A 16,702-nucleotide genomic window follows, 5' to 3' on the forward strand; every position below is an offset into this window, starting at 1 on the left:
ATGACCGACTTGTCGCTGATCGACCGCCTGCTCGATGTCATCGAGCACGACATCGTGCCGAAAACGGCAGAGGGCGTGGCCCATGGGAACAAGCTGTTCGGCGCCGCCATCCTGCGGAAGGGCGACCGCTCGCTGGTGCTGGCCGAAACCAACAACGAGATCGAAAACCCGCTCTGGCATGGCGAGGTGCACTGCCTGAAGCGCTTTTACGAAATGCCCAGGGCCGAACGCGTCGACACCAAGGACGCCATCTTCATCGCCACGCATGAGCCCTGCTCGCTCTGCCTGTCGGCGATCACCTGGACCGGCTTCGACAATTTCTACTACCTCTTCAGCCACGAGGATTTACGCGACAGCTTTGCGATCCCGCACGATCTGAAAATCCTGAAAGAGGTCTTCACTCTTGATCCCGGCGGCTACAATGCCGAGAACGCTTATTGGAAGAGTTTTTCCATTCGCAGGCTGGTGCGGGCGCTGCCCGAGGCCGAGCGCGGCCGGCTTGAGGCAAGGATCGGCAATATTTCCACCCGCTACGACGAACTGTCCGGCGCTTATCAGGCGCGCAAGTCCGAAAACGACATTCCGCTGAACTGACGCGGATTGCCTAGCCTACCTTCGCGTTTTTCAGCACCTCGTTGATCCTGGCCTGCCAGCCCTTGCCGGTCGCCTTGAATTTACTGATGACATCCTGATCCAGACGGATGGACACGACTTGCTTAGGCTTCTCCACGGCTGGCCGGCCACGAGCACGCCTTATGCTCTCGAAAAGTTCTGGAAACACTTCCGCGAAAGGCCTGGCTTGCGCCAACTGTTCGTCTGTCGTCTCCGCATCGTCGGGATCATCAACAATTTGTCTTTGAATTTCCACTTCCTCCGCATCGGTAAGCGGTCGAACACGCGATTTAGGATTGTTCATATACTGACCTTTCCTTTCGGCTGGCACGGCGCATCGAGATCACCGAATCGCCTCCGAACCAAGCGGCTTGAAAATCACGGCCAGGATGATCTCTCCGAATTCGCCAATCGCCTTGAACCGGTCGGCCTTGGCTGGAAGGACGGTTGAAGTCGCAAAAAACTCAATATCGAGTTCGGCAAAATCGAGACCCCGGCTGTCCAGGTTCGCCACGCGCTTTGGCTCATCCCAAACGATTTCAGGCGAAACCATCCTCATCACGTTGGGTTCAGTTAATAAATGTAATACATTAATTATAATCCTGCAACATCAGGGCAAAACAATCGGGCTACATATCGTGGCGTCGTCGCGGCGACACCGGCCGTCGCCCGTTTGACTTCATGACATGCCCGCTCCATGCGTCACTGACATCCTGGAGCATCGCATGAAAACCATCACCGAATTTCCCCGCAAGGTCGTCGAATTCCCCGATATGGGCATCGTCATGCCGGATGGTTGCCGGCTGTCGGCGCGGGTTTGGATGCCGGAGGACGCCAGCAGCGATCCGGTGCCGGCGATCCTCGAGCACCTGCCCTACCGCAAGCGCGACGGCACCATCTTTCGCGATCAACTGACGCATCCCTATTTTGCCGGCCACGGCTACGCCTCGATCCGCGTCGACATGCGCGGCAATGGCGATTCCGAAGGGCTGATGGACGACGAATATTCCGAGCAGGAATTGCAGGACGCCTGCGATGTGATTGCCTGGGCGGCAGCACAGCCCTGGTGCAATGGCAGTGTCGGCATGATGGGCATTTCCTGGGGCGGCTTCAACTGCCTGCAGGTGGCGGCCAAGCAGCCGCCGGCGCTGAAGGCGGTGATCAGCCTGTGCTCGACCGTCGACCGCTACGCCGACGACATCCACTACAAGGGCGGCTGCCTTTTGACGGAAAATTTCGGCTGGGCCTCGACCATGTTGTCCTATTCGTCGCGACCGCCGGATCCGCTGATTGCGGGCGACAACCGCTGGCGCGACCTCTGGCTGACGCGGCTGGAGAACCAGTCTTTCCTTCTGCCGCTCTGGCTCAGCCATCAGCATCGCGACGCCTATTGGAAACGCGGTTCGATCTGCGAGGATTTCTCCGCGGTCAAAGCCGCCGTGCTGTCGATCGGCGGCTGGCATGACGGCTACCGCAACACGATTTCGCATCTGGTCACCAACATCCAGGCGCCGGTGAAGGGCATTGTCGGGCCATGGATCCACAAATACCCGCATTATGCCGAACCCAAACCCGCCATCGGCTTCCTGCAGGAGGCGTTGCGCTGGTGGGACAGCTGGTTGAAGGGCGTCGACACCGGCGTCGAGGCCGACCCGGACTACCGCGCCTATGTCATGGACAGTGTGCGGCCGGCGCGCTGGCACCCGGAGCGGCCGGGCCGTTGGGTGGCCGAACAGGAATGGCCGTCTCCCAACATCAAGGTCGGGGCGATCGAACTCATTGCTGACGGCGTCAGGCCGGCGATCGTGGCGACCCCGCAAAGCTGCGGGCTCGCCGGCGGCGAATATTTTCCCTTCACCTTTGGCCCGGAACTGCCGGGCGACCAGCGCCCCGACGATGCGCTGTCCGTCTGCTTCGATCAGCCTGTGCTTGCCGAGACACTCGACATCGTCGGCGCGCCGGAGCTTCTCATCCGGGTGTCGTCCGATCGCCCGCAGGCGAACATCGCGGTTCGACTGTGCGACGTGCACCCCGACGGCGCCTCGGAACTGATCTCCTACGGCGTGCTTAACCTGACGCATCGTTCTTCGCACGAACAGCCGCAAGCGCTGGTGCCGGGCGAAACGGTTTCGGCGCGCGTTATTCTCGACCAGTGCGCCTACCGCGTGCCGGCCGGACACCGCCTGCGCATCGCGGTTTCCAATGCTTACTGGCCGATGATCTGGCCGTCGCCGGAGCCGGTGCGGCTCGACCTTTCAGCGGCGACGCTGAGGCTGCCGCTGCGCCCGCTCGCAAAAGCCGACGAGACCTCGTTCCAGTCTCCCGAAGGCGCAACACCCTGGGCAACCGCGACAGTTCGTGCAGCGAATTCCGAGCGTCACGTCGATCGCGATGAGAAGACCGGCATCGTCACGCTGTCGATCACGGATGATTTCGGAGAAGTGCGCGATCTCGCGCATGGACTGGCCAATGGCAGCATTGCCCGCGAGAGCTGGACGATCCACCCCGACGAGCCGCTGTCTGCCTCGGGTCGCACGCACTGGACGCAGACCTTGTCGCGAAACGGATGGTCGGTGCGCACCGAGACATCGGCTGAAATGCGCAGCGACGCGCAAAACTTCGTCGTCAGCGCCAGAATCGAAGCCTATGAGGGCGAAACGCTGGTTTTCGAACGCGATTTCGGAGAGAAGATCCCGCGCGACCTGCTCTGAGCGTCCACCCGACTGGTCCAGTTGCGACGCACGATTTACGCCACGGCATGTCGCATTCCGTCTTGCTTACGGCTTTGCCTTCCGGTCAATATCCCTTTGGTAACAACAAGCAAAAAACGACCATAAGGTCGAACCAACAGAGTGAGGAACTCAAATGTCCAACGAACTCGAATATCTGAGCCGGCGCGTTGCGTCCGGCAAGCTGAGCCGTCGTGATTTCCTCGGCCGCGCCGCAGCACTCGGTGTCACAGCGCCCTTCGCCAATATGCTGCTTTCCAGTGCGGCTCGCGCGGAAGGCCCGGTCAAGGGCGGCACGCTGAAGGCCGGCCTCGTCGGCGGCGAATCCACGAACAGCCTGGACCCGGCTTTGTTCATGACGCAAGTGCCGTTCGCCTTTGGCAAGATGTGGGGCGAACTGATCGTCGAGCTGTCTCCGGAAGGCAAGCTCGAGAACCGCATCGCCGAAGAGATCGGCTCGTCGGACGACGCCAAGGTGTGGACGCTGAAAATCCGAGACGGCGTCGAATTCCACAACGGCAAGACGGTGACCGCTGAGGATGTGGCGGCAACGCTCGAGCGCCATTCCGATGAAAAATCGAAGTCCGGCGCGCTGGGCTACATGAAAGGCATCGACAGCATCAAAGCCAGTGGCAAGGAAGTCGTCCTGACGCTGAAGGAGGCCAACGCCGACCTTCCCTATCTCCTCAGCGACTACCACCTCATCGTCCAGCCCAACGGCGGCAAGGACAAGGCGGATGCCGGCATCTCGGCAGGACCCTACAAGGTCACCACCAACGAGCCCGGCGTGCGCCATGGCGGCGAGCGCTTCGCCAATTACTGGCAGGCCGACAAGATGGGCCATGCCGACCAGATCGAGATCATCGTCATCAACGACGCGACCGCGCGCACGGCGGCCCTGCAGGGCGGCCAGGTCAACATGATCAACCGCGTCGAGCCGAAGATCGTCGACCTCATCAAGCGCGTACCGGGCGTCACCATCCGCAACCATGCCGGCCCCGGCCACTACGTCTTCATCATGCATTGCAACACCGCGCCCTTCGACAACAGCGACCTGCGCATGGCGCTGAAGCTCGCGATCGACCGCGAAGAGATGCTGAACAAGGTGCTGCGCGGCTACGGCTCGCTCGGCAACGACTTCCCGATCAATTCGTCCTATCCGCTGTTTTCCGAGATCGAGCAGCGCAAATATGATCCCGACAAGGCCAAGTTCCACTACAAGAAGTCGGGCCATGACGGCACCGTGCTGCTGCGCACCTCCGACGTCGCCTTCCCGGGCGCGGTCGACGCCTCGCAGCTCTTCCAGCAGAGCGCGGCCAAAGCCGGCATCAAGATCGAGCTCAAGCGCGAGCCCGGCGACGGCTACTGGAACGAGGTCTGGAACAAGCAGCCCTTCTGCGCCTCCTATTGGGGCGGCCGCTCGACCCAGGACCAGATGTACTCGACCGCCTATCTGTCGACCGCCGACTGGAACGACACCCGTTTCAAGCGTCCGGACTTCGACAAGCTGGTGCTGGCCGCACGCGCCGAACTCGACGAGACCAAGCGCAAGCAGATGTACCACGACATGGCCGTGCTGGTGCGCGACGAGGGCGGCCTGATCCTGCCGATGTTCAATCAGTTCATCGATGCGACAGGCGCCAAGGTCGGCGGCTGGGTAGACGATCCGCATCAGGAGCTGATGAACGGCTACGCGCTGGCGAAGTGCTGGCTCGAAGCCTGAGCCCGGCTTTGCGGATATGTCCTCACCCGTCGTGAAACTTGTGGCCCAGCGCGTTGCGCTGGGCATCGTCCTCTTGCTGGCCGTTTCGGTCCTGATCTTCGCCGGCACCCAGATCCTGCCCGGCGACGTCGCGCAAGCCATTCTCGGACAGTCGGCGACGCCGGAATCGCTCGCCAATCTGCGCGAGCAACTCGGCCTGAATCAGCCGGCTTACATCAGGTATTTCCATTGGCTAGGCGGTGTGCTCACCGGCGATCTTGGCACGGCGATGTCGAGCGGCCAGGATATTGCCACGTCGATCAAGGGGCGGCTGTGGAACACGCTGTTCCTCGCCTTCTGGGCTGCGATCGTGGCCGTGCCGCTGGCCATCATCCTCGGCCTGATCGCCGTGCGTTACCGCAATGGCTGGGTCGACAAGCTGATCTCCGGCCTGGCGCTCGCCTCGACATCTTTCCCGGAATTCTTCATCGGCTATGTGCTCGTCTATTTCTTTGCCGTGAAGTATCAATGGTTCCCGGCCATTTCCACGGTCTATGACGGCATGCCGTTCGGTGAGCGCATGCAGGCGATCGCGTTGCCAGCCACCGCGCTGACGCTGGTTGTGCTGGCGCATATGATGCGCATGACCCGCGCGGCCATCCTCAACGTCATGCAGTCGGCCTATGTCGAGACGGCAGAACTGAAAGGCCTGTCGGCCTTCAACGTCATCCGCAAGCATGCTTTCCCCAATGCCATAGCGCCGATCATCAACGTGGTCATGCTCAACCTCGCCTACCTCATCGTCGGCGTCGTCGTGGTCGAGGTGATCTTCGTCTATCCCGGCATGGGACAATATCTGGTCGACCACGTCACCAAGCGCGACGTGCCGGTGGTGCAGGCGGTCGGCCTGGTCTTCGCCGCCGTCTATATCAGCCTCAACATCATTGCGGACATCGGGGCGATTGTCGCCAATCCGCGCCTCAGACATCCGAAATAGGCGGCGGGCATGCTCGACATCAAACGCATCCCCATCCCCGCACTGATCGGCATCGTGCTGACAGCTATGTTCGTGCTGGCGGCAGTTTTCGCACCGTTGATCGCACCGTACGGCAATGCCGAAATCGTCGGCGATGTCTGGGAACCGATGACGGCGGCACATTTGCTGGGCACCGACAATCTCGGTCGCGATCTTCTGTCGCGCATGATCTACGGCGCTCGCATCACGCTGTTCATTGCGGTGCTGGCCACCGCGCTGTCATTCTCGCTCGGCGCCATCCTCGGCTTTTCGGCGGCGGTGTTCGGCGGCTGGTTCGACACGCTGCTGTCGCGCCTTGTCGATCTGCTGATGTCGATCCCGACCCTGATCATGGCGCTCGTCGTGCTTTCGGTGCTGCCGACCAATCTGGTGACGCTGATCCTGGTGATGGGCGTCCTCGACTCGACCCGCGTCTACCGGCTGTCGCGCGCGGTGGCCGTCGACATCAACGTCATGGATTATGTCGAGGCCGCCAAGCTGCGGGGCGAAGGCAGCGGCTGGATCATCTTCCGCGAGATCCTGCCCAACGCGCTGTCGCCGCTGGTTTCGGAACTTGGCCTGCGCTTCATCTACGCGGTGCTGTTCTTGTCGACGCTGTCCTTTCTCGGCCTTGGCGTGCAACCGCCGGATGCCGACTGGGGCGGCATGGTCAAGGAGAACAAGGACGGCATCGTCTTTGGTATCGGGGCGGCACTCATCCCCGCCGCGGCGATCGCGGCACTGGCGATTTCGGTCAATCTGGTCGCCGATTGGGTGCTCAACCGCACGACAAGCCTGAAGGGAGGACGCGGGTGATGGCTGACACCAAAGCAAAGCCCGGCCTGCTGCTCGATATCCGCAATCTGCGCATCGAAGCGACAGTGTTTCCGCCCGGCGAAGCGCCGAAGAACATCGTTTTGGTCCACGATGTCTCGCTGACGCTGGAAAAGGGCAAGGTGCTCGGCCTGATCGGCGAGTCCGGCGCCGGCAAGTCGACCATCGGCCTGTCGTCGATGGGCTATGGCCGTGGCGGTGTGCGCATCACCGGCGGAGAGGTGCTGCTCAACGGTCGCGATATCCTCAAGGGCGGCAAGGAAGGTTTCCGCAAATTGCGCGGCCGCGAGGTCTGCTATGTCGCGCAGTCGGCGGCCGCCGCCTTCAACCCGGCGCACAAGCTGATGGACCAGGTGGTGGAAGCAACGCTGCTGCACGGCACGGCGACACGCGCCGAGGCCGAGAAACGTGCCGTGGCGTTGTTCAAGAAGCTCAGCCTGCCAAACCCCGAACTCATCGGCGAACGCTTCCCGCACCAGGTCTCAGGCGGCCAGTTGCAGCGCGTGATGACGGCGATGGCGCTGTGTTCGGAACCTGACCTGATCGTCTTCGACGAGCCGACCACGGCGCTCGACGTGACGACGCAGATCGACGTGCTGGCGGCGATCAAGGACGCCATCCGCGACACCCATGTCGCGGCGCTCTACATTACCCACGATCTTGCCGTCGTCGCCCAGGTCTCGGACGAGATCATGGTGCTGCGCCATGGCAGGCTGGTCGAATGGGGCGGCACTCGCCAGATCATCAAGGAGCCGCGCCAGGAATACACCAATGCGCTGGTCTCGGTGCATGAGATCGAGCATGCCGAGCAGAAGCCCGGCGCCGCGCCGTTCCTGTCGGTCAAGAACGTCACCGCCGCTTACGGCGGCAGCCACGTCAAGGTGCTGAAGAACGTCTCGGTCGAGATCTATCCGGGACAGACGCTGGCGGTCGTCGGTGAATCCGGCTCTGGCAAGTCGACGCTGGCGCGCGCTATCACCGGGCTGTTGCCGCCCGAGGAAGGCACCGTCACCTTCGATGGCAGGCCGCTCGCCAACCGGCTTGCCGACCGGCCGAAGGAGGATCTGCGCCAGTTGCAGATGATCTATCAGATGGCCGACGTGGCGATGAACCCGCGCCAGACCGTCGGCACCATCATCGGCCGGCCGCTGGAATTCTACTTCGGCATACGCGGCCGCGAGCGCGACAAGCGCGTCGCCGAACTGCTCGACGAGATCGAGATGGGCAAGGGCTTTCTCGATCGTTATCCGGCCGAACTCTCCGGAGGCCAGAAACAGCGCGTCTGTATCGCCCGCTCGCTCGCCGCCAAGCCCAAGCTGATCATCTGCGACGAGGTGACATCGGCGCTCGACCCGCTGGTGGCCAACGGCATTCTCAAGCTGCTGCTCAACCTGCAGCAGCACGAGAAGGTCGCCTACCTCTTTATCACTCACGATCTGGCGACGGTGAAGTCGATCGCCGATTCGATCGCGGTGATGTACCGCGGCGAGGTGGTGCGCTATGGCGCCAAGAGCAAGGTGCTGACGCCGCCCTTCGACGCCTATACCGACCTGCTGCTGTCGTCCGTTCCCGAGATGGAGATCGGCTGGCTGGAAAAGGCGATCAAGGGACGGCGCATGGCGAGCGCGGGGAATTAGTAGGGAATTCGCGGCCTTTGTCGCGAAAACTTCCTTCAACGGCAAAAGCTTTCCGGAGCCGCCCATGGCGCTCAAGACCAAACTGCTGCTCATCATTCTCGACGGCGTGCCCTACCGGAACTGGCGCCGGCTGATGGGCAATCTCGAGGGCTGGGTGCAGTCGGGCGAGGCGCAGGTGTGGAAGATGCGCTCGGTGCTGCCGTCGACCTCGGCCTGCTGCTATGCCTCGATCCACACCGGGGTTTCGCCGCAGGAGCACGGCATCCTATCCAACGAGAACCGTTTTCTCGTCAACAAGCCGGATATTTTCTCCGAGGTCAGCAAGGCCGGCGGCAAGACCGGCGCGGTGACGCATTCCTACTGGTCGGAATTCTTTCGTTCCTATCCGTTCGATCTGGTCGAGGACATGGAGTATGACGAGCCCAACGGACCGATCGCGCATGGCCGCTTCCACACCATGACCGGCTATAATGCCCGCAACCAGATGACGCCGAGCGATGTCGACCTGTTTGCGACGCTGACCATGCTGACCCGGCGCCATGATATCGACTACGGGATCCTGCACACCTGCACGCTGGATTCGATGGGCCATCGCTTCGGCCATGACTGCCACGAAATGGACCATGCCTGCTATGCGATGGACGGCATGCTGGCAGCCTTCCTGCCGGGCTGGCGGCAAGCCGGTTACGAGGTGATCGTAACCGCCGACCACGGCCAGACAGACCGCGGCCATCATGGCGGCCGCGACGATGAAATGCAGGATTTCGCGCTGTATTATTTCGGAGCCGGCAAAGGGCCGGATCCGGACACGCTGCTTGATCAGCTGCAACTGGCGCCGACGGTGCTGAAGCGGCTGGGTGTGCCGGTGCCGGAGACCATGAAGGCTAAGCCGTTTTTGGGGTGACGGAGGTCGTCGCTGAGCCGCCGTTCGCTACCCCCTCTCCCCGTCACTATACGGGGAGAGGTAAGGGTGAGGGGCAGCGCAACATCAAACATAAATACCCCAACGCCGGTGCCGCCCCTCATCCGGCTGCCGCCACCTTCTCCCCGTATAGTGACGGGGAGAAGGGAGACACTCTGGCAACACTCACCTTCTTCGGTTAGCTTCGCCAAAATTCCTTGGCGGAAGGATGAACCTTTTTGAACCTATCGGCGACAGAGCAGACAGGAGCCAGGCGGCTCGACCGGCCATGACGGCAGCGACCGAGACTGATCGCGCGCTTGTCGACCGGGTCGCGAAGGGCGACCGTGCCGCTGTTCGGCTGCTGTTCATGCGTCACCACGCGCGGGTCTACCGCTTCGTGGTGCGCCAGACGGGATCGGAAATGATGGCCGACGATATCGCAAACGAGGTCTTTCTCGAGCTGTGGCGCCAGGCGCCCGGTTTCGAAGGGCGCTCGGAAGTCTCGACATGGCTGCTCGGCATCGCCCGGTTCAAGGCGCTGTCGATGCTTCGCAAGAAAAAAGAAGACTGGATCGATGACGACGATGCGGCGCAGGTTCCCGACGGCGCCGACACGCCGGAAGTCGCCACCATGAAGGAAGACAAGGGCGCCGCTTTGCGGCGCTTCGTCGATGCCTTGCCGGAGGAACACCGCTCGGTGATCGACCTTGCCTATTACCATGGACAGTCGGTGACGGAGATTGGCGAGGTGCTCGGCATCCCGGTCGCCACCGTCAAGACCCGAATGTTCTACGCCCGCAAGAAACTCGGCGAAGCCCTCAAGGCCGCCGGTTACGACAGGGGGTGGCCATGAGCAATCCTGAAGATATGAGCGCCGCTGAAAAGATGTCACGCCGTGACGAAATGGAAACGCTGCTGCCATTCTACCTGAACGGCTCGCTGGAAGGCTCGGACCTCGAAGCCGTCGAGGAATGGCTGGCGAGCGATCCGGCGGCGATGGCGGCGCTTGGCGAGGCTGAGGCGGAATTCTCCGGCGCCACCGCCGCCAACGAGGCGATCCGGCCACCGGCCGATGCGCTCAGCCGCTTTGCCAGGGCGCTCGACGCCGAAGCCGGACCGGTCCGCGCTCCCGCGGGCCGTTCCTGGCTGGCGCAGGCACTCGGCCGGTTCACGGCGATGCCGGCCACGGTCGGCTGGGCGGCAGCGGCGGTGCTACTGGCGTTGGTCGTGGTGCAGTCCTACGTGCAGACCGGCGGCAAGAGCCATGATTTCGAGATTGCCGGCGCCGAGGATGATCTGGCGAAACTGCCGTTCGCGCTGGTCAAGTTCAAGCCGGATGCGAAGATGTCCGACATCGCTGTCTTCCTCGACCAGAACGCGCTGAAGATCGCCGGCGGGCCGGCCGCCTCGGGCGTCTTCCGCATTGCCATCCCGGTCAAGACCGGAGCAGACTACACCAGGCTCGTCGGCCTTATTGCCGCCCAGCCGTTCGCGGAGACTGTGATCGAGGGAAGGAAACCGGTTGATGGCAGCTAGGGCGGTCATTCGATTTGCGGCGATCCTGGTGGCGGCGACGACAATCGTCGCCGTGCCGGCGTCGGCGCAGACCAATGATCCCAATGCCGGCCGGGCCGACTGCACCGACGCGGCCGGAGCGGCGGCTGCCGACTGCCCGAAAGACGGCAATGAGGCCAACGTCGGCGGCGAATTAGGCGCAGTTACCCTTCCGGCCCTGATCGTCGACCTGTTTCCCAACCCACCGGCTCCCGTAGCGCCCGTGCCGACGCCGCGGCCGTCAGCGCCGCCTGCCGACACGCAGGCCGGGCCACCCGCCGGCGGGGCGATCGTTTCGCCGACCGATCTTGTCGCGACCGCGCCGCGCCGTGCCATCGCCGGCGAGTTCGTGCCCGACGAGGTGCTGGTGACCGTCGACGGCGATGCCGGCGCCGTCCAGCAGATCGCCGCCTCCTTCGGCCTTGAAGTGCGCTCGCAGCGCCAGTCGCGGCTGCTCGGCACCACACTGGTGCGCTTCGGCATTCCCGACGGCCGCCCGGTCGGCGCCGTGCTGGCGCAACTGGCCGCCGATGGCCGCACCCTGCGGCGCGAGCCAAACCATATCTACTCGCTGCAGCAGGCGGCCGGCATCGTCAACTATGCCTTCGAGCGCATTCAGCTCGACAACAAGCAAGCCAGCGGCGAAAACGTGCGCATCGCCGTCATCGACACCGGCATAGACGACACCAATCCGGCGCTGTCCGGCGTCATTGCCGATCAGTTCGACGCCATGCCCAACGTGCCGGTCGAAAAACGTGACCATGGTACCTCGGTTGACGGGCTGATCGCAGGCGTCGGCGCGCTCGAAGGCATGGCGCCCGGCGCCAGGATCTATCACGCCCGCGCCTTCGAGGACGGCAAGTCGACCATGGACGTCATCCTGTCGGCGCTCGACTGGGCGGCGGACCAGAATGTCAGCATCATCAATATGAGTTTCGTCGGCCCCAAGAACGATCTGCTCGCCACCGCCTGCCGCAATGCGCGCGGGCTCGGCATCATCCTGGTCGCTGCTGCCGGCAACAACGGGCCGAAAGCGCCCTATGGTTACCCCGCCGCCTATGAAGGTGTCATCGCGGTCACCGCCACCGACGCCAAGGACGGGCTTATGCAGCAGGCCAATCGCGGCGCCTATGTCTTCATCTCGGCGCCCGGCGTCGAGATGGTGGCGCCGAGCGGCGCCGGCTCTGACGTCGTCACCGGCACCTCGTTTGCCGCCGCGATCGTGTCCGGCGCTATCGCCAATTTGATCCACGCTTCACCCGAGCGCTCCGCCGACGACATCGAAAAGGCGCTGGCCGCCACCGCCAGGGACCTTGGCCCGAAGGGGCGGGACAATGATTTCGGTTATGGGCTGCTGGATACGAAGGCGGCGGCGAACAAGTAAACCGGGCGAAATTCGCGCCACCAATTCAGAGCGCCGGGCCCAGCCGGACAGGGCTGCCATCATAGAAGCGCGACAGCCGGAAGCGGCTGAGGTCGTGCCCGGTCTGGTTTCCCTGGATCAGGTCGGCAACGACACGGCCTATGCCAGGCCCGATACCGAAGCCGTGACCGCTCATTCCCGTCGCGACGAAAAGACCACCGACGGCCGCCACATGATCCACGATGGGGACGACGTCCGGCATGGCGTCGATCATGCCGCCCCAGCCTGCCTTCAGGCGAACTGTCTCGAACTGTGGAAAAAGACGTCCGAAATTGCGTTCTATCGAACGCAGACCGGCTCGTTCAGGGGGCGGGTTCAGCACCCGCATTTTTTCGAAAGGACTGACGGAATCCGGTGCCCAATCGCGCGGCGTCGACCACGCATCAGGGTAGCCTGACGGCGCGAACGGAAAGTAGCGCGTCCCGAACGGATTGTCCCTGAGGGCGGGAAGGTATTTGGTGGCGTGCCGGAATGCGTCGGGCCCCAAATAAAGCAAATGGCTGCCGCCCGCGGCGAGCGTGTAGCCGCCATCCTGCCGGCGCCGGAACGCGATGTGTTCGTCGGCCGCCGCACCGGCATAGATCTCAGCCAAGGGGTCCGTTGCGGCTGCGGTTACCCTGACGCTGAGCTGGGGGATGGAGATGCCGTGTCTGCGCAAGAACAAAGATGACCAGGCGCCGCCCGCGACCAGCACGCTGGAGGCCTCGACATACCCCGCCTCGGTCCACACGCCCTTGATCTTGCCGCCTGAGATTTCGAGGGTTCGCGCGGCACAATTCTCGACGATTTTGACGCCTTTTCGCGCGGCGAGCCGGGCAAGTGCCGGCACTGCCAGCCAAGGCTCCGCGCGCATGTCGGAGGGCGTCGTCATCGCGCCCTTGAATTTGCGCGACATGCCTTTGATGAGTGCCGCGGTTTCGTCTGCATCCAGGAGACGGGTGTCGAGCGCATGCGTCGCAGCGATCTTCATGAACGCTTCGAAGCCGGCCATGTCCTTGTCGGTGTTCGCGAGGTAGGTCACACCTGTCTGGGTCAGGCCGATGTCCTCGCCGCATTCCTCAGCCAGTTGCCGCCACAGGCGAATAGCCTCGATGACGATGGGCAGCTCGTCGGCGTCGCGTCCCTGCTTTCGAATCCAGCCCCAGTTTCGGGACGACTGTTCGGCCGCAATGCGTCCTTTTTCCAGCAGCGTCACCGGGATGTTCCGCTGTGCCAGGAAAAGCGCCGTCGTCACACCGATGATGCCGCCACCGACAATGACCACCTCCGACGTTTTCGGCGGTGGGCCAGGATGCCGGATTGGATCCGTTTCGGAGAACGGGAATGTGGGCAAGTGGCGCACCCTGAGGACTGGTTGATGGCTCTGGCTTACTGGTTGCCACCCACTCGAAGCCAAATCAAGGACAGGTCCAGGCAGACCGTTGTCCCAACAAAGTCAATCTATCTGCGGGCAACATCCACAAGGGTGAACTTGCCCAGCGGAGCGATGGATTAATCCCTAGACCGGGGCGCCTGCGACCGAACCCCTGACCACAAGGTCGACTGGCCAGACCTCGCCTCGCGCCCCTTCTTCCAAGCCGGAAATGCGCGCTGCCAAGCGTTCGGCGATGCGGGCGCCGGCCAGGCGGATCGACGAGCGCGTCGTCGACAGCGGCACGGAAAAATTCTCCGGCTTCAGCCATGGGAAAACGTCGTCATGGGCAATCAACGACAGGTCGCCGGGAATGGTCAGGCCAAGGTCGCGCACCGCGCGCACGACGCCGAGCGACATGATCAGGCTGGAGCAGGCGATCGCCGTCGGCCGCTCGCTCTGTTCGAGCAGGCGTCTGGCGGCGCGATAGCCGTTCTCCTCGGTCATCGTCACCGAGCAGACATGGCGCTCGCCGAGCGTCAGGCCGCTCGCGGCCAGCGCCCTGCGCATGCCGCGCTCGCGGTGGATGGCGAAGGTCTCGCGGTCGTCGCCATTGATCAGCGCCAGCCGGCGGTGGCCGAGCTGGACCAGCAGCCGGGCGGCGTCGTGGAAGCCGCCCTCATTGTCGATGTCGGTGAAGGGGTAGTCGAAATCGAAGCCTTCGCTGCGGCCATGGACGATGAAGGGAATGCCGAGCGTGTTGACCAGCGCCACCCGCCGGTCGGCCGGGCGCGGCGAGGAGATGTAGACGGCGTCGACCTGGCGGTTGGCGACGATGCGGCGATAGGTGGTTTCCTGGTCGTCGGCATCGGCCGGCGACAGCACCAGGTCGAGCTCGTGCGAGCGGGCATAGTCGCCGAGACCCGACAGGAACTCGACGAAATGCGGGTCGATGTCGACGGAGGCGCCCGTCGGCAGCACATACCCGATCATGCCCGTCTTGCCGGTCGCCAGCCGGCGCGCGCTCGGGTTGGGCCGGTAGCCGTGGCGCTTGGCGGCGTCCACCACACGCCGGCGGGTTTCCTCGTTGACCTCGGGATAGCCGTTCAGCGCACGGCTTACCGTTGTCTGCGACAGGGCCAGCATATGAGAGAGCTGCTTCAGGTTCACTGGGAGGCCTCCAAGCCTCAAAGCGCTTTTAATTTTGAAGCCACGCGGCGCCACAATGGGCGCGGCCGAGCTGGTCGACCATACGCACTGGTCCGGCCAGTTTGAAGCTTAATACGGTGCTGCACCGCCGTAAAACTGTGCTGCAGTGCACTTTACCAAGTCTTGCGGCCCGCAATTAAATCGATTAGCCCACCGCCCTCTTGACTTCCAGCCGATTCAATGGCGAGATCAAAAAGACCAAAGCGCTTTGGAAGACTCTTCGAAAGGTTGCGGTTCCTTTCTGAACGAGTCACAGTCCTGCAGCGTCGGCGGGCGGAATGGAGGTTCCGCCCGGGTGTATGTGTCCACACTGGGAGGAATACCGATGAAGAAGATGCTTCTGCTTGGCGCAGCGTTTGCCACACTCGCCTTGTCCCTGCCGGCGCAAGCCGAACTGAAGTTCAAGCCCGGGGAAGACAAGCGCTTCAACTGGGCCAATTACGAAGAGCTGAAGAAGGTCGATCTAAAGGGCGAGACGCTGACCATCTTCGGGCCCTGGCGCGGCGAGGACGAAGGCCTCATCCGCACTGTTCTCGAATATTTTCAGGAAGCCACCGGCGCCGAGATCAAATACTCCTCGTCGGAAAATTACGAACAGCAGATCGTCATCGATACCCAGGCCGGCAGCCCGCCCAACATCGCCGTACTGCCGCAGCCGGGCCTGATCCAGGATCTGGCGTCCAAGGGCCTTTTGACGCCGCTGGGCGACGACACCGCCAAATGGATCAAGGACAATTACGGCGCCGGCCAGTCATGGGTCGATCTCGGCACCTTCAAGGACAAGGACGGCAAGCCGGGCTTCTTCGCCTTCCCCTACAAGGCCGACGTGAAATCGCTGGTCTGGTATTCGCCCGACAATTTCGAGGAAGCCGGCTACAAGGTTCCCAAGACCCAGGAAGAGCTCGCCGACCTCGAGAAGAAGATCATCGCCGACGGCGGCACGCCGTGGTGCATCGGCCTCGGCTCAGGCGGCGCTACCGGCTGGCCGGCGACCGACTGGGTCGAAGACATCATGCTGCGCACCCAGACGCCCGACGTGTACGACAAGTGGGTAAAGAACGAGATCCCGTTCAACGATCCGGCGGTGGTCAACGCCATCGACATTTTCGGCAAGATCGCGACCGACGACAAGATGGTCGACGGTGGGGCCAAGGCGGTTGCCGCGACCGACTTCCGCGACAGCCCGAAGGGCCTCTTCTCGGTGCCGCCGAAATGCTACCTGCACCATCAGGCATCGTTCATTCCGACCTTCTTCCCGGAAGGCACAAAGGTTGGACAGGACGCCGACTTCTTCTACTTCCCGCCCTATGCATCCAAGCCCGAGCTGGGCACGCCTGTGCTCGGCGCCGGCACGCTGGCCATGATCACCAAGGATTCGAAGGGTGCACGCGCGTTCATCGAATTCCTGAAAATGCCGCTGGCACATGAAATCTGGATGGCCCAGGGCGGCTTCGTCACGCCGCTCAAGTCGGTCAACAAGGATGCCTATGCCAGCGACGCGCTGAAGAAGCAGGGCGATATCCTCGCCAATGCCTCGACCTTCCGCTTCGACGGTTCGGACCTGATGCCGGGCAAGATCGGCGCCGGCGCCTTCTGGACCGGCATGATCGATCTGGTCGGCGGCAAGTCGGCGCAGGATGTCGCCACCGACATCCAGAAGAGCTGGGACGCTATCAAGTAGTCAGCTGGCAAGCAGTCAGCTGGCAAGCAGTCAGCTGGCAAGTAACCACTG

14 protein-coding genes and 1 pseudogene are annotated in these 16,702 nt (G+C 63.0%); 11 read left to right on the forward strand and 4 right to left on the reverse strand.

Going from position 1 to position 16,702, the window contains the following annotated elements; genetic code table 11:
* Positions 1–594 (forward strand): nucleoside deaminase, encoded by a 594-nt coding sequence (locus AC3EML_RS06160; protein ID WP_488505171.1) that lies wholly within the window; start codon positions 1–3, stop codon positions 592–594.
* A gap of 10 nt (positions 595–604) precedes the next feature.
* Here the strand turns inward: AC3EML_RS06160 and AC3EML_RS06165 are convergent, their stop codons facing one another.
* Together AC3EML_RS06165 and AC3EML_RS06170 are read right to left on the reverse strand one after the other, a co-directional pair.
* The gene (locus tag AC3EML_RS06165; RefSeq protein ID WP_023671384.1) at positions 605–916 is read right to left on the reverse strand and encodes a BrnA antitoxin family protein; all 312 of its coding nucleotides are present in this window, start codon (positions 914–916) and stop codon (positions 605–607) included.
* A pseudogene (locus AC3EML_RS06170) lies at positions 903–1,165 on the reverse strand (BrnT family toxin). The gene AC3EML_RS06165 and the pseudogene AC3EML_RS06170 overlap by 14 nt, the downstream one beginning before the upstream one ends.
* A 172-nt stretch (positions 1,166–1,337) precedes the next feature.
* Between AC3EML_RS06170 and AC3EML_RS06175 the strand changes: the two are divergent.
* The 9 genes from AC3EML_RS06175 (at position 1,338) to AC3EML_RS06215 (ending at position 12,371) form a co-directional block, all read left to right on the forward strand.
* Positions 1,338–3,323, forward strand: a complete 1,986-nt coding sequence (locus tag AC3EML_RS06175; RefSeq protein WP_352521756.1) for a CocE/NonD family hydrolase — start codon at positions 1,338–1,340, stop codon at positions 3,321–3,323.
* A gap of 154 nt (positions 3,324–3,477) precedes the next feature.
* Positions 3,478–5,064 carry an ABC transporter substrate-binding protein gene (locus tag AC3EML_RS06180; protein ID WP_023671387.1) on the forward strand — a complete coding sequence of 529 codons (1,587 nt, stop codon included), beginning with the start codon at positions 3,478–3,480 and terminating at the stop codon, positions 5,062–5,064.
* A 16-nt stretch (positions 5,065–5,080) separates the two neighbouring features.
* Positions 5,081–6,040 carry an ABC transporter permease gene (locus AC3EML_RS06185; RefSeq protein WP_023671388.1) on the forward strand — a complete coding sequence of 320 codons (960 nt, stop codon included), beginning with the start codon at positions 5,081–5,083 and terminating at the stop codon, positions 6,038–6,040.
* A gap of 9 nt (positions 6,041–6,049) precedes the next feature.
* Positions 6,050–6,874: an ABC transporter permease gene (locus AC3EML_RS06190; RefSeq protein ID WP_023671389.1), complete on the forward strand. Its 825-nt coding sequence runs from the start codon at positions 6,050–6,052 to the stop codon at positions 6,872–6,874.
* Entirely contained in the window at positions 6,874–8,529 is a 1,656-nt protein-coding gene (locus tag AC3EML_RS06195) for an ABC transporter ATP-binding protein (protein WP_352521755.1), read from the forward strand. The genes AC3EML_RS06190 and AC3EML_RS06195 overlap by 1 nt, the downstream gene beginning before the upstream one ends.
* Positions 8,530–8,593: 64 nt before the next feature.
* The gene (locus AC3EML_RS06200; protein WP_352521754.1) at positions 8,594–9,433 is read left to right on the forward strand and encodes an alkaline phosphatase family protein; all 840 of its coding nucleotides are present in this window, start codon (positions 8,594–8,596) and stop codon (positions 9,431–9,433) included.
* 286 nt (positions 9,434–9,719) lie between these two features.
* Positions 9,720–10,286 carry a sigma-70 family RNA polymerase sigma factor gene (locus AC3EML_RS06205; RefSeq protein ID WP_023683483.1) on the forward strand — a complete coding sequence of 189 codons (567 nt, stop codon included), beginning with the start codon at positions 9,720–9,722 and terminating at the stop codon, positions 10,284–10,286.
* 14 nt (positions 10,287–10,300) lie between these two features.
* Positions 10,301–10,969, forward strand: a complete 669-nt coding sequence (locus tag AC3EML_RS06210) for an anti-sigma factor (protein WP_352521765.1) — start codon at positions 10,301–10,303, stop codon at positions 10,967–10,969.
* Positions 10,959–12,371, forward strand: coding sequence for a S8 family serine peptidase (locus AC3EML_RS06215; protein ID WP_488505172.1), 1,413 nt, complete (start codon positions 10,959–10,961; stop codon positions 12,369–12,371). The genes AC3EML_RS06210 and AC3EML_RS06215 overlap by 11 nt, the downstream gene beginning before the upstream one ends.
* A gap of 25 nt (positions 12,372–12,396) precedes the next feature.
* Here the strand turns inward: AC3EML_RS06215 and AC3EML_RS06220 are convergent, their stop codons facing one another.
* On the reverse strand, positions 12,397–13,743 hold the full coding sequence (locus tag AC3EML_RS06220; RefSeq protein WP_352521752.1) for an NAD(P)/FAD-dependent oxidoreductase: 1,347 nt from the start codon (positions 13,741–13,743) through the stop codon (positions 12,397–12,399).
* A 165-nt stretch (positions 13,744–13,908) separates the two neighbouring features.
* Positions 13,909–14,931: a substrate-binding domain-containing protein gene (locus AC3EML_RS06225; RefSeq protein WP_023732606.1), complete on the reverse strand. Its 1,023-nt coding sequence runs from the start codon at positions 14,929–14,931 to the stop codon at positions 13,909–13,911.
* 364 nt (positions 14,932–15,295) lie between these two features.
* Here AC3EML_RS06225 and AC3EML_RS06230 point away from each other — a divergent pair, with 364 nt between their 5' ends.
* Positions 15,296–16,651, forward strand: coding sequence for an ABC transporter substrate-binding protein (locus AC3EML_RS06230; RefSeq protein WP_023690253.1), 1,356 nt, complete (start codon positions 15,296–15,298; stop codon positions 16,649–16,651).
* Positions 16,652–16,702 lie beyond the last annotated feature (51 nt).

It is taken from the genome of Mesorhizobium sp. P170090 (assembly GCF_057786115.1).